This is a genomic window from Nostoc sp. C052, from assembly GCF_013393905.1.
In the GTDB taxonomy this organism is placed as follows: domain Bacteria; phylum Cyanobacteriota; class Cyanobacteriia; order Cyanobacteriales; family Nostocaceae; genus Nostoc.
The window spans coordinates 4,173,830-4,187,648 of record NZ_CP040272.1 but is presented as its reverse complement, the minus strand read 5'-3'; the positions used below and the strand labels follow the sequence as shown (position 1 = coordinate 4,187,648).

General features: G+C 43.1%; 15 protein-coding genes and 1 pseudogene. 5 read left to right on the top strand and 11 right to left on the bottom strand.

Annotated features, from left to right (window positions below):
* Nucleotides 1–16: 16 nt before the first annotated feature.
* Both FD723_RS17000 and FD723_RS16995 read right to left on the bottom strand, forming a co-directional pair.
* Nucleotides 17–757: a dienelactone hydrolase family protein gene (locus tag FD723_RS17000; protein WP_179066371.1), complete on the bottom strand. Its 741-nt coding sequence runs from the start codon at nt 755–757 to the stop codon at nt 17–19.
* Between the two features lie 379 nt (nt 758–1,136).
* Complete coding sequence (locus FD723_RS16995; RefSeq protein ID WP_179066370.1) at nt 1,137–2,399, bottom strand: FGGY-family carbohydrate kinase; 1,263 nt, start codon at nt 2,397–2,399, stop codon at nt 1,137–1,139.
* A 157-nt stretch (nt 2,400–2,556) separates the two neighbouring features.
* Here FD723_RS16995 and psaM point away from each other — a divergent pair, with 157 nt between their 5' ends.
* A complete protein-coding gene (gene psaM, locus FD723_RS16990) occupies nt 2,557–2,688 on the top strand; it encodes a photosystem I reaction center subunit XII (RefSeq protein WP_073641916.1) in 132 nt (43 codons plus the stop codon).
* A 461-nt stretch (nt 2,689–3,149) separates the two neighbouring features.
* A complete protein-coding gene (locus FD723_RS16985) occupies nt 3,150–3,560 on the top strand; it encodes a hypothetical protein (RefSeq protein ID WP_179066369.1) in 411 nt (136 codons plus the stop codon).
* Nucleotides 3,561–3,786: 226 nt separating this feature from the next.
* Here FD723_RS16985 and FD723_RS16980 read toward each other — a convergent pair whose 3' ends face one another.
* Nucleotides 3,787–4,506 (bottom strand): tetratricopeptide repeat protein, encoded by a 720-nt coding sequence (locus tag FD723_RS16980; RefSeq protein ID WP_179066368.1) that lies wholly within the window; start codon nt 4,504–4,506, stop codon nt 3,787–3,789.
* Between the two features lie 554 nt (nt 4,507–5,060).
* On the opposite strand from FD723_RS16980, the gene FD723_RS16975 reads away from it, so the two are divergent.
* Entirely contained in the window at nt 5,061–5,525 is a 465-nt protein-coding gene (locus FD723_RS16975; RefSeq protein ID WP_179066367.1) for a hypothetical protein, read from the top strand.
* A gap of 6 nt (nt 5,526–5,531) precedes the next feature.
* Nucleotides 5,532–6,089 carry a glutathione S-transferase family protein gene (locus tag FD723_RS16970; RefSeq protein ID WP_179066366.1) on the top strand — a complete coding sequence of 186 codons (558 nt, stop codon included), beginning with the start codon at nt 5,532–5,534 and terminating at the stop codon, nt 6,087–6,089.
* 49 nt (nt 6,090–6,138) lie between these two features.
* Here FD723_RS16970 and FD723_RS16965 read toward each other — a convergent pair whose 3' ends face one another.
* The 7 genes and pseudogenes from FD723_RS16965 to FD723_RS16935 form a co-directional block, all read right to left on the bottom strand.
* Nucleotides 6,139–6,630: a YajQ family cyclic di-GMP-binding protein gene (locus FD723_RS16965; RefSeq protein ID WP_012411046.1), complete on the bottom strand. Its 492-nt coding sequence runs from the start codon at nt 6,628–6,630 to the stop codon at nt 6,139–6,141.
* A 192-nt stretch (nt 6,631–6,822) separates the two neighbouring features.
* Nucleotides 6,823–7,146: pseudogene (locus FD723_RS16960) on the bottom strand (MAPEG family protein); the annotation flags it as partial.
* Between the two features lie 87 nt (nt 7,147–7,233).
* Complete coding sequence (locus FD723_RS16955) at nt 7,234–7,737, bottom strand: hypothetical protein (RefSeq protein WP_041565591.1); 504 nt, start codon at nt 7,735–7,737, stop codon at nt 7,234–7,236.
* Between the two features lie 84 nt (nt 7,738–7,821).
* On the bottom strand, nt 7,822–7,992 hold the full coding sequence (locus tag FD723_RS16950) for a hypothetical protein (RefSeq protein WP_256874845.1): 171 nt from the start codon (nt 7,990–7,992) through the stop codon (nt 7,822–7,824).
* 195 nt (nt 7,993–8,187) lie between these two features.
* Nucleotides 8,188–9,282 carry a phosphotransacetylase family protein gene (locus FD723_RS16945; protein WP_179066364.1) on the bottom strand — a complete coding sequence of 365 codons (1,095 nt, stop codon included), beginning with the start codon at nt 9,280–9,282 and terminating at the stop codon, nt 8,188–8,190.
* 340 nt (nt 9,283–9,622) lie between these two features.
* A complete protein-coding gene (locus FD723_RS16940; RefSeq protein WP_179066363.1) occupies nt 9,623–10,678 on the bottom strand; it encodes an LLM class flavin-dependent oxidoreductase in 1,056 nt (351 codons plus the stop codon).
* 91 nt (nt 10,679–10,769) lie between these two features.
* A complete protein-coding gene (locus tag FD723_RS16935) occupies nt 10,770–12,080 on the bottom strand; it encodes an LLM class flavin-dependent oxidoreductase (RefSeq protein WP_179066362.1) in 1,311 nt (436 codons plus the stop codon).
* Nucleotides 12,081–12,374: 294 nt separating this feature from the next.
* Between FD723_RS16935 and FD723_RS16930 the strand changes: the two genes are divergently transcribed.
* Nucleotides 12,375–12,980, top strand: coding sequence for a flavin reductase family protein (locus FD723_RS16930; protein WP_179066361.1), 606 nt, complete (start codon nt 12,375–12,377; stop codon nt 12,978–12,980).
* A gap of 390 nt (nt 12,981–13,370) precedes the next feature.
* On the opposite strand, the gene FD723_RS16925 is transcribed toward FD723_RS16930, so the two are convergent.
* The gene (locus FD723_RS16925; RefSeq protein WP_179066360.1) at nt 13,371–13,748 is read right to left on the bottom strand and encodes a response regulator transcription factor; all 378 of its coding nucleotides are present in this window, start codon (nt 13,746–13,748) and stop codon (nt 13,371–13,373) included.
* Between the last annotated feature and the right edge of the window lie 71 nt (nt 13,749–13,819).

The window sequence follows — 13,819 nt, the reverse complement described above, 5'->3', positions numbered from 1 at the left end:
GCAATAATATAAGTTTTCAATCTGCAAATATGCGCCCCAAAAAAGTTACTATTTCAGACCAAGCTGCGGTGGTAGCACTAGAATCATAACGATAACCGTCGTCGCGCATGAATGTATGTTCTGCTTCATACGAGAAAACTTGGTGAGGGATGTTAGCATTCTCAATTGCTTTTATTATGGTTTGGCGATCGCTATCTGGTATATGAGGATCAAGAGTACCGAATACCATTAGCATCTCACCTTTGATTTCACTTACTCTCTGGATTGTATCGGCTACCTCTTTACCCAGTTTACCACTGGGAATACCAGTAGGGTAACAGCAGACACAAGCCCGAATTTCGCTTTGAAATGCTGCGCGGAATGCTAAATGTCCACCAATACAAAAGCCGAGAGTCCCTATTTGATTTGGAGAAACCGCACTCTCTGTTTTCAGAAATTCAATCACAGCAAGACAATCGGCATCATAATCAGCTACGGAGGTTCGACGCGCATCGTCATTACCCCGCATCCGTCCCAGATCGTCTGGCTCAATTACTGAACCAACTGGCTCAATTCGGTGAAAAATTTCTGGTGCTGCTACTACATAGCCGTATCCTGCTAAGTAGTTAGCTAGACGAATCATTGGATCGCCTAACTGATAAATATCACTGTAAAAGACAATACCAGGGTATTTTCCGGCGGCTTTGGGAGCTGCAACATAAACACGCATTAAGCTTCCATCTACTCTTAATTCAACATTGCGCTTAGTGATTTGCACTTTTTTATCTCCCTGTTACGCTCGCTGTCATTAGCTTCTACACTGTAGCGCCGCAGCATCCGGTTACTTTCAAGCTACAATTTAGCGTTTTTCTGCCATGATTGCGATCGCTTAATATCCCCAGTGAAAGTTTGTCATGTTTGCCTTAATGCACCCATTACTTATTAGTGTAGGCTAGTTATAAATAATACCAATAATTAGTAAAGGGGACAGATGACATTCGCTACAAGCGAAGCACCCATCCCCGAATAGCTGCCCAGATGATGAACCTGGAATCTATAGTCCGGTATCTAATCATCCAAGTATCGTCCGAGATATGTCGATTGTCACTGGGATAGATACTGATTTAAAAGATATCTACCAAAAGATGCACTGTTTATTAACCCCTTTTTCTCTCTCCCATCGCCAACAGCGCTGTCCCGTAAGCTGCTTCTGTATAAACTGACGCTAATACAGGAATCTGCAAATTACGCGCTCTAATTGCAGTCCAAGTATGATTCGCCGCACCGCCGCCAGCAGTATAAACACGGCTCAATTTGTCTGCGCCCATTTGTTGTAATAATTCATACCCTCGCGCTTCTATGCGAGCAATGCTTTCTAACAACCCATGCAGAAATTCCACTGGATTCTCTGGGCGTGGTTCCAATCGTGGAGATAAATCGGGATCATTAATGGGAAAGCGATCGCCTACCTTCAACAACGGATAATAATCTAACTCGCTGGCAATTGAAGCATCAATCTCACGGCTAAGGCTTTCTAACTCAGCGTTTGTGAAAAATTTCTTTAGTACTGCACCTCCAGTATTAGAAGCACCCCCAGTCAGCCACAAATCACCCAATCGATGGCTGTAAATCCCATATCTGGCATCTTCTACACGGGTACGACTTAACAACTTTAGTACCAATGTTGAACCAAGGGAAGTCACGCCTTCACCAGGTAATTTTGCCCCACTGGCGAGAAAAGCGGCAATACTATCGGTTGTACCAGTACACACCAGACAATCACGGCGTAAACCGAACTTATCCGCAATTTCAGGGCGTAATTCTCCAATGGGAGTACCAGGTGATAAAACTTTGGGTAGCTGAATCGGTATTTGCAACTTTTTCAGCCATTCTGGGTATTTCAACTCTTCCACGTCATAACCCAGCTTCAAAGCATTATGGTAATCGCTAATACCCAACTGTCCATGTAAGAGAAACCCCAGCCAATCTGCTTGATGCAAAAAATATTTAGCTTCACTAAAAGAGGGTAATTGTCTCATCCACAAAAGTTTGGCCAGGCTGGAGGTGGCACTCAACACAGTATGATTAGGGGGTGCGATACTCCTCAAATGCTCTAGGACACATGATCCCCGCCCATCGTTGTACAAAAGTGGTGCATCTACAGGATTGCCAACAGCATCGACTAGCAAGACAGTGGAAGAAGTACCATTGATTGCGATCGCTTTAATTTCTCGCCGCAATTGGTCAGGTATTCGTTTCACCAACACAAACAAAGCCTCTTGCCAAATTTTTGGCGTAACGGCGGCTAGTGAGTCCTGGAAAGGATATCGCACCTCAGCTTGAATATAAGAAGCTTCCTCGTTAATCACCACGCCACGCGCGCCAGATGTGCCGAAGTCGATACCCAAATATAAATTCATATTTTTATAAATTTTTTTAAGGGAAAATAAATAAGGACTACTGACTAATAACTGCTTTTGTTGCATCTTGTAACAAGATATTCCACAATCTTGGCAAAACAAGGAAAAGTAGTAAACGAACTGTTCAAAATCTATTCAGGTTAGGAGGTTTTCAGCCATGCCTATCTTAGATACTCTGTACATCGCTCAGGTGTCTTCTCTCTCAGATACTCAAGTCTACATCGCTCTAGTTGTAGCGCTGATTCCAGGAGTTCTTGCTTGGCGATTAGCCACAGAACTTTACAAATAACGCTCCGATGTGACACAGTTAAAAAGCTAATAATCCTGGCAGTACGGGGTGCAATTTCCAGAAACTTGTGGTTTTATGCCACAAGTAGCTAGAAACCTTGCACTTACGTAAGCCAGGTTATTTTTTAACTAGTGCAACACTTGTAGCTATTTCAAAAAAATGAAGTAATATGACAGCTAAATCAAGCATTCAGGAGTGCCGAACTCTGAGTGCTGAGTGGACAGGAAGAAGTAATGAGTAAGAAGTAGTACTTTTGAATCTTCCCACTCTAAGCCGAGGCACTAGCGATTCTGAACTGATTTGATGCTAAGTTCTAATTCAGTTCTAAGTAGCAATTACTGAGTTCCGAATGAGATTTCACACTCAGGACGGGCTAAACGCCCCGCTACCGCTAACAGCACTCGGAACTCAGCACTCTTCATAGTGCTTCCCTTCACTAAACGAGGTTATCTTTTAGCATCATGAACGCAATTCAACCGTCCAGACCACCGTCACAACCGATACAAAAACGCCGGGTCATTCCTCGACCAAAGCGGCATCTTCGTCAACGTTCTTACCAGGTGATGGCACTGGAAAGCACAGCCAAAATAGCAGTTAATTTCGTCATTACAGCCGTTGCCGCATCTGCGTTAGCACAACTTTTGCCTTATCATTGGTCACAGCAAGAAAAGTTGCGAGAAATCAGTACTGAAGTTAAGCAGATGGAAGGGCATGTCAATGGTTTGCAGGCAGAATTTAGCCGTAATTTCGATCCCCAGCAAGCTAAAAGTATTAGACAACAGCAAGGATACCGATTTGATCCCAGCCAGCGTCAGGTTGTGTTGATGAATCAAGATCGCCAAGAATATGAACAAACAGAGTCGTCACCCTAATACAAATAGCGAATTTAGAATTATTTAGGTTTCTTTTGATTCTGGCTATGTATAAACCGGGTGTTAATTTATATTATTGCTAATAAATAAGGGTTAATAGCTAATTTTTGAATAGCTATGTAGTTATCATCTATTAGTCATTAGCTATACAGCGTCACTAAACTCTAATTCAAAATCTAATCAATCATTTTGAATTTTAAATCCCCCAGAAGGATTAATCTACCAATTAGGACGCTGATTCAGATAGTAACTCGTTGAGCCGATTTTCGAGTTGTAAACGCAAGCGATAACCAGTAATATCATTACTGTTATTGAGAGAGGGCAGTTGAGTGAGGGCGCGACGATAATCTGCGATCGCACAATTCCAGTCGCCCCAAAGATGGTAAGTCTTGCCGCGTTCAGCCCAGATATGACCTTCTAGTTGACCGAAAAGCAGTGCTACCTCAAAATCCTCAATTGCCTCCTCGTATTGCCCCAAATCGCGCCAGGTAATGCCTCGGTTAATCCAAGCTCGGACATGGCGCGGATTCAAATTAATCGCTTGATCGTAGTCAGCAAGTGCTGTTGCTAATTCTCCACAAGTCGCGTAGTAATTTGCCCGGTTATTATAAGCACTAGCCAAATAGGGATCGAGTTTAAGGGCGGTGTCATAGTCGTAAAGCGCTTTTTGTCTTTCGCCACTTTGAAAATAAATCAGCCCCCGATTGTTGTAATCAACGGCATTGCGTGGGTGGCGGCAGATTAGTTGGGTTAAAAGTGCGATCGCTTCGGTATAATCTCCTTGTTGAGCCAATCTCAAAGCACAAGAGCGTAAGTCGCTATCCCCAAAAATCGATTCGGTGCGATCGCTCCTCCCCTGGTCTTGAAGTTTGTTTGTAGTATCTAAAACATACTTATATTGCTTACTTTGCTGGTTATCGTCAGCTAAAAATGAGTGAATATTCATCTTTACCTACATTAAAGCCCTGCTTTTTGAAATAAAAGTCTAGTTTTTTACTGCTAGTGGTTTTACCACTGTGTCTATTCTTAAGGTATTTATGGTTACTTGGAAGCCATCTCAAGACTGAACTTAACTACTCACACCAGTAGAAATCTATGCCCTAAATAAACAATTGCTCCTCAAACCTAATTATGGATACTCGATCCCGAAGGTGAATTCCAGAAACAGCAGACGTGAATCTCAAAGACTAGGGGACTTCCAAATAAAAAAATATTCAATTAACTCTTGTGGGGTGGGCGACACGAGAGCCATATTATGGACTGGGCGCTCATGTTGCCCACCCCACAATATTGGATAATTTATTTCTCGGAGTTCCCTAATCAAGTAGTGAGAGCGACAAATTGGTAGAATGCCAACAAGCCGTTCGTTAAAGAGGGGACTGGGGACTGGAGACTGGAGACTGCAAAGAATTCACTACCCCCTCTCTCTCCATGCCTAATCCCTAATTCCTAATCCCCAATCCATAATCCCCATATTCAATTTTTTTGAGAAATTTCCTGATGACAACCGCAACTTTTTATTCCAATGCCCCTGATTTAGCAACCGATGATTATATTGTCATCGGCTTGGCAACCTGCTTCGTCAAAGAAGATGGAGAAGTTTATCAAATCGAAGTTATAGAACCAATACCTTCTGCGGCTTTAGAAGCGCTGTTAAAGGGCATTCCTACCTCCTATAAGCTGGCTTATGCCACAACTTTGGGAGCTGTGCTGGATGGCGATTCACAACTGCTGCCAGATGGCTTCCCAGAGTCGGCTCAGTTTGGAGAGGAATTTGTACCACGGGCATTTGCAGCAGCTCGTACCTACAAGCGTCGTGAATCTGCAAAATCTTTAATTCCCTTAGGTACAAACTACACTGATTTTAAGTATTCTATTGAGCGCAAGCGGGTATTAAACGCTGCTAGAGTTGTCACCAAAGAAGACAACGTTAAACAGCATTCTCACACTCACAAAGTTCTTTAAGTAATTATGGTAAAACTTTACGGCGGTGTTCGGAGTCGAGCGTCAATTGTTCACTGGTATTTAGAAGAATTAGGAATTCCTTACGAATTCATCAAGCTTGATATGCAGGCGGGTGAACATCTCAAGCCTGAATATTTGGCAATTAACCCATTTGGTAAAGTTCCAGCTATTGTTGATGGGGATTTTCAGCTTTGGGAATCTGGGGCAATTTTGCTGTATCTTGCCGATAAGTACAGTAAAACTCCACTTTCACACCAAGAACGCGCTGTATTTTCCCAATGGGTGTTGTTTGCTAATGCTACCCTTGGCCCAGGGATTTTTGTAGAAGCAAGTCGGGAGCGCGAAATGCCCCGCTTGTTGACTCCATTAAATGAAATTTTCAGTAATCAAGTTTTTTTGCTTGGCAATGAGTTCACTGTTGCGGATGTGGCAGTGGGGTCTATTTTGAATTATATTCCCATGATGCTAAAGCTAGACCTCAGCCCTTACCCAGCCGTGTTGAACTATATCAAGCAGTTATCTGAGCGTCCGGCATTTCAAAGAAGTATTGGCGGACGGGCTTAAAGTAATTCGTAATTCGTAATTGAATTTTTAACTACGAATTACGAATCTTTTAACGATAATTTGTAAATTGCAAAGCAACTGGGTAGTCTTCTTGTTTTAGTCGCTGCATGACAACTTGCAAGTCATCTTTAGATTTAGCAGAAACCCGCACGGCATCACCTTGGATTGAAGCTTGTACCTTTTTGAATTCGTCGCGAATCAATTTGGAAATTTGTTTGGCAATTTCCTGACTGATGCCTTTTTTGAGTTTAATTTCTTGACGCACGCGATTACCACTGGCTGATTCAACCTTGCCAAAATCAAAGATTTTCTGGGAGAGGTTACGCTTGGCGGCTTTTTCTCGCAGAATGGTGTGTACAGAATCTAAGGTAAACTCGCTGTCAGTGCTAACGTTAATACTTTCTTCGACTAACTCGACAGTAGTTTCAGTGTCTTTGAGGTCGTAACGACCTTTGATGTCTCGTATAACTTGATCGACAGCGTTAACTAACTCTTGTCGGTCAAAGTCGCTCACAATGTCAAAGGAAAAAGTAGAAGCCATAAAACATTTTGGATTTTAGATTTTGGATTTTGGAATTGGGCATAAAACATTAATAATAATTCCCATGCCCAATGCCCGATGCCCAATGCCCCACTTAATTAGTAGCTTGGATGATCTCAAAAAGATGAGAATGGCAGAGCTAGAGATGCCAATGGCAAAAATGAGCGAGCCTCTTTCAGAGGAGCTACGCTAACGCAAAAGGGGTATATTCAAAATATAAAAAATCGAATATAGCAAACGGGCCACTAAAAAGGCGATCGCAGCTACTTGGGCTGTAAAAGAATTTACACCAGTTACATAAGCCATCAATGCGGCAGCGGCAAATATCATAAAGGCTTCAAAGGTGTTCTGATGTGCCCAAGTAGCACATTGGGCATAAGGTGGCAATTTATCAAACAGAGCGCGAGGAGTAGAAAGCATTTCAGACCCAATACGCACACGGGCATAAGCTACTGGCAAAAATGGCACATAAATGAGACAGGCAGCAGCCGCGATCATGTACAAAAAAATTATCATTACTTATTAGTCATTGGTTATTAGTCATCAGTCATCAGTCATTAGTCATTAGTCAAATACAAATGACAAAAGACAAATGACAAATGACTAATCAAAGTAGAAAAGCGTCACCACTTTTCTTTGTTCTTCTGCATCCTGACAAGTTTGTAGCAGGGTGCGACTGTCGTGAAACGCAAAACAGATTAGTTGCTGGCAACGGGAGACAATTTCCTTGTTGCACAAATAACTAGCTTCCGCCAGAGACAGATTATCATTACTGGGATTTTCGACTAGATGCATTACCTGTTCTAGTTGCTGGCGCGATTCCAAAGGCTGGCGTTCCAGGCTTTGGGGTAGAATCACTGTCAACAAATTTGCATCAGCCCGGGTTGCTCCCTTGATGGCCGCGGAATTTGTCCCTGTAGCACCAGAAGTAATGATTCGATTACCCGATAAAACTAGGGCATAAGTCATCATTTCAATAAGATTCTGATGCGTTATCGGGACGTGACGAGAACCTAGCAAAGCAATTCTTTTAGAACCTGTTTGCTGGATTGTTGCCAATTCTTGGGCTAATGTATCGAGGTTAATAAGGTCTGTTGATTGGCTCAAAGATGGAGATAATCAGACTAAACGACCCAGATATTTTACCAAACAGCGTGTAGATGCGAGGAAAACTTAAGTTAGACATTGCGCCTAATTTTCGATTCTTTGGTTCAGTAACTCCATTACTTGGTAACACCAGGCTAGCCAATGTGTTTCATAACTAATGCCATTTAGGAGAGTTAAATACTGAAATTTGCCTGATTCTGGCAGTTCTTGCGGATTCTGAAAGTAATGCTGTTCTAGGTTATGGTACGTAGACAATTTTTTCTAATGGGCTTTTTGGGGATCAATTGCCGTTAAATCTATTTTCTCCTAGTTCCATTGACTTCTATAGCCATCACTAATAAGACCCTACTGAATTCTTACTTCAGTAGCTTCAAATCATCCGAGATTCGATCCCGGATGATTTACTCCTTCTGCCTCCTGCCTCTTGCCTCCTTCAATACACTCATGAATCTAAGACAATGCCGCTGCGGGAGTTAAACCTAGTTTGGATAACAAGCGGTCAATATCAAAATGCTCGGACATCAACTGACGAATATACTGAACCTTAATCGGCTCGTGGACACGGACTTGACCAAAAGTGCGGTCAACAATTCCGACAGTTGTGAGGGTGTCTAAGTCAACAGACAAAATGGGTATTTCTAGTTCTTCAGCGCGACTGAGAATGAACGGTGGGGGTGGTAGTTGTCCTGTGAGAATTAAACATTGGGTAGAAGTTTCTAAAGCCGCTTGCTGAATTTCCACGCGATCGCCTCCTGTCACCACTGCCATATTCCGGCGTTTGCGGAAATATTTCACAGCGGAGTTGACATTCATCGCTCCAATTGCCAGACTTTCTACCAATAAATCCATGCGATCGTTACGACAGAGAACATCAGCCTTTAACTGCTTGACTAGTTCGCCAACACTCACACTGCGGAGCAAATCGCTGTTTGGCAACGTTGCTAGCACCGGAATCCCTTGCTGTTCCAAAAATGGGCGCAAGAGAGTGTCAACCGCTTCTAGTTGGGTGACAGGGATATCATTGATCACAACTCCAATTAAGCGATCGCCTACACGCTGTTTTGCAGCCAATAGGGACTCAACCGAAAGCAACGATTTATAGCGGCTTACTAACAGCACAGCAGCATCCAATACTTCAGCCATTTGCAGCAAAGACAAGTCAAACAAATTGCCTTCGGACAAATCACCAGGCCCTTCCAGTAATACCAAATCTCCTTGAGATTTATGTAAATATTGCTGTATTAGGGACTGCTGATAATCGGTTTTGTCTTCCCCTCGCAAGCGCTTTTGCACATTTGGTTCATCCAAAGCCAGCATTGTAGGTGCAACGCGGTTTTCCGGCAAATTGAGGCTAAGAGCGATGAACTGGACATCTTCTTCAATTACGGTTCCACTAGACGAATTAAAACACGTACCGAGTGGTTTACCGTAGGTAATATCCAGACCTTTTTGCTGTAGCTGATGAGACAAACCCAGAACAGTTGCAGATTTACCGCTGTAAGTCTCGGTCGATCCAATCAGCAAATATTTAGGGGATTTTGGCACACATGCACTCCTAATTTCAAAAGTCAGAAGAACCCAGCTAGGTGTTTCCTAATTCTAGTTCCTTCTGGCAAAAGCCTCTCGCTCTCACTAATTAAGGTTTCCCAGAATTACCTTTTGATTGAACAAGCAGGAGTGGGAAATGGGGAGTAGTAAGCTGTTGTGATTATAGTTTGCACATTGAGGCGGCAGGTGTGCAGGGAGCAAGGGAGAGGATTTACAGGTTTTGCCTAATCATGCTTATGATGCAATTTGCAGGCGCAACAGCTTAGTCTGTCAATAAATAATTGATGGATAAATTCCCTGTAGAGACGGCGATTTATCGCGTCTCTCTAACGGCGATTTATGCCACAAGTTGTAAAGAGCGCACTCGCGGCATAATTTCTTGGGCAAAGCGTGTCATTTCCGGGGCAAAGGGATTGAATTGCAGCATGAAAGTCTCGATTCCAGCATCAACAAAATCTGCAACTCGTTTAGCCACAGTGTCGTAGCTACCAACTAGACCGGCTGCTGTACCACCATTGCCGCCAACAGCAGGATTTTTAGCAAAGAGTTGAAACATCACGGCTTCTGGATCGACTCCTTTAGCAACACTTAATTTCAAGTGTTCTTCTTGCTTCTGGAGTGCCATAAGTCGCTCAAGTTCTGCTTGGGCTTCGGCATCAGTGGGACGAGCAATTACAAAGGCTGATAGACCAAAGCGCACTGGTTTGGGTAGGGTTCTCGGTCTACTTAAAACTTGTTTAATTACCTTGCGGACATCCTCAATGGGTTGACCATTGATGAAGTAGATATCTCCCTGTTCTGCAACTAGTATTTGCGCCGGATCGGATGCCCCACCAAGGTAGATAGGAGGGTGCGGTTGGGCAATGGGAGTGGGTCGGAAACTCAAATCCTCTATTTTGAAGTATTCGCCTTGGAAGTTAACCCTCTTGCCACTCCAGAGAGACTTAACAACCCGCAGCCACTCACCCGAATAGCGGTAACGCTCATCGTGGGGCGGGAAGGGAATATTAGTCCGTTCCATCTCTGGGCGGAACCAAGCACTGATTAAATTTATGGCAAAACGTCCACCACTGATACCATCAATGCCCAGCGCCATTTTCGCCAAAACTGCTGGATGGAACAGCAGAGGCTTAATAGCAGCGATGATCTCAATTCGTTCTGTGGCTTCAGCCAAGGCCGCAGATGCCGTCCAGGTTTCTAGCTGCTCCAGTTCCAGACTGCGGGGGTTAGCGATATGCTGTGCTACCAAAGTGCTGGCATATCCCAAACGCTCTGCTTCTAAAATAAGCGATCGCGTGCGCTCATAACTCGCATCCACAGGTTCTTCCGGTGTATTGAGAGGGCCAAAATTACCTCCAACAGGTGCCCAAATTCCATAACGTGGTTCTGTCATAATTACCTCCTAGTAAAATAAATAAGTTAGTTACAAATGCCGATCCAACTATTAACTAGTTCTGGGAGTCTAAATCACTATTACGAATTATTTAATTGAGTCCTAAAGAATCCTTTAAAGTATTGCCCGTATATTCTTTGCGGAATAACCCACGTTTTTGTAATTCTGGTATCACTAAATCGACAAACTCATCAAAAGAACCGGGAAGATAAGCAGGTGAAATCACAAAACCATCCCCAGCTTCTTCACGAAATAGGGCTTCTAGTTTGTCAGTAATTTGAATGGGAGTCCCAACTAATTGCGGTACAGCTAGACTTCTGCCATAAATTTTGCCTAACTCTTTCAGTGTTATAGTTTTATCTAAACTCAGTCTTTGAAGCACAGATAACAGTTTTTGATAATCTTGAGCTTCAACTTTTTCTACAGATTCATCTAAAGAATATTGCGATAAATCAACATTTAAATGATTGGACATAGTTAATAAACCAGCCATCGGATGCACTAATTCGTTGTGAAAAACTTGCTTTTCTTTGGCAATAGTTTCTGTCTCACCGACAAAAGGCATCACCGCAGGTAGAATTTTACAGGTATCTGGGTTACGCCCATATTTAGCCATACGGGTTTTAATATCTTGGTAGTAAGATTTCATGAGTGTGGGATTGGGACTAATTTCAAAAATTAATTCCGCCCATTTGGCAGCAAACTCTCTACCTTTATTAGAAGCACCGGCTTGAATAATCACCGGACGGCCTTGGGGAGAACGAGGCACTGTCAACGGCCCCCGTGACTTTAACCATTTCCCTACATGATGGACATAATTCACCTTTGAGGGGTCAGCAAAGATGCCGTTTTCTTTATCTAGAACTAATGCCCCTTCTTCCCAGCTACCCCAAAGTTTGGAGGCAACTTCGAGAAATTCATCGGCGCGATCGTAGCGGAGATCGTGTTCTAGATGCTCATCGAAGCCAAAATTACCTGCTTCGCTAGCCCTACTGGATGTCACCACATTCCAAGCAGCTCGTCCCCGGCTAATGTGGTCGAGGGTGGCAAATCCCCGCGCCAAATCGTAGGGTTGATAGTAAGTAGTAGAACGGGTAATACCAATACCAATATGCTTGGTAACAACTGCCATCGCAGTTGCCAGCACTAGTGGATCTAGCCTGAGTGCCCCTTGAGCGCCATATTTCAGACTCTCGACAAAACTACCGCCGTATGTATCGGGCATCGTTAAAGAGTCAGCAAAAAACACCAAATCAAACTTGCCACGTTCCAGAACACGGGCAATATTCTGATAATATTCAGGTTCGAGAAAGCCTAACTCAGTTCTGGGGTGACGCCAAACGGCATGAGAGTGAACAACTTGTGAAGCAAGTAAGAAACCTGCTAGATGTATTTGTCTCATCTTGAAAGCTCCTGTCTTTTTTCCAACGTTTTTCTGACATAACTGGCTTCACCCTTGTGCTGGTAGCTCTAACATATAAATGAGACTCAATAGGTGAGCATTGGGATTAATTAACCTCTTAAAACCACAGTAATTTGATAGGCTAACCGTAGTTTATTGCTGAGTACGAACATCTCACAGATAGCGAGAAAAAGCAAGATGCGACAATGAAAATTACGCGCAATTAAGGCGGAAAGCTTCTCTTCGGCAAGATCGAGTTTTAAAAAACTGTAATTTTTAGCGAGGAAAATCTCAATGATTATCGATCCCTCCCAGAACGACCCACGAAATACCTATCAATTACTTGTTGGTTCAGTGGTTCCTCGACCGATCGCTTGGGTGTCAACGATCGCTAGCGATGGTACGCCTAATGTCGCGCCTTTCAGTTTTTTTATGGGTGTGACAGCTAACCCACCGACTCTAGCCATTTCCACAGGTCTACGGCACGGTGTTAAAAAAGATACTTTATTGAATGTAGAGCAATCGGGTGAACTGGTAGTCAACATAGTTGTTGAAGAATTGGGGGAACAGATGAACGCCACCAGTGGCGACTTTCCGCCAGATGTAGACGAATTTCAAGTAGCGGGACTAACTCCTGCTCCCTCAAAACTGGTGCGTCCGCCACGAGTTGCGGAATCACCCATTAATATTGAATGTGTGCTGAAGCAAGTAGTTTATGTAGGGAATGAAGGTAGCCAATCGGGATTAATTATTGCTGAGGCTGTGCTGTGGCATATTCGGGATGATTTACTGACACCACAAAATACAATCGATGCGGCAAAATTGCACGCGATCGGTCGTCTTTCGGGTAATTGGTACACCCGCACCCAGGATTTGTATGAAATTACTCGCCCAACTTAAAAAGTAATCATATCGTGTCCGGTTAAAGACTTATCATTAAGACGGCAGGGGAGCAGGGAGCAGGGGGAAAGAGGGTTTCCTGGTTTTTGCACAGATGCGGGAATTACAACTAATTAGGCGGACATGATATCAAGTGGCGTTAGAGGCTTTGCCAAAGCCAACATCCTGATATATGTTGAGTTGCGCTCCGCTCCACCCAATCTACGTCTAATGGGCTATTAGCTTGCCATACCACTACTAGCGTGTCAAGACTAAATGTGTGCATTAAGAAAAAAGCAGAAAACATTGATTTATCTCAATTTTCTCAAAAATCTATTGCAACATTTTAGCCTTGACACGCTACCACAGTAATTTTCTTTTCACTTTATAAATGGTCGATGAGTACTTTCCTCAAAAGCCCAATACCTGCATTGATTTTTCAAGTACTTCTTTGGGTCGAAATGGTTTAGTTAGATATAAGTCTGCACCAACTTCAATTCCTTTTTGTTTATCAAATTCCTGTCCTTTAGCTGTCAATATCACAATGTAGACATCAGTCATTTGTAGGTCGTGTTTAACAATGTGACAGACTTGCAGACCGTTCATTTTAGGCATCATCACATCAAGAAAAACTAGATTTGGTTTTTCAGTTTTAATAGTTTCGAGAGCTTCTTCTCCATTTCTAGCAGTGAGAAGTTCAACACCCTCGTCTTCTAATGCTTCTAGGGCTTGTTCCATCAAAATCAAGATATTGGGTTCATCATCAACAATTAGAATTTTCTGGGTCATAAGGATTGGGGATTGGGATTGGGGATTGGTGACTAGGGATTGGGTATTGGGTATTGGGCATTGGGCATGGG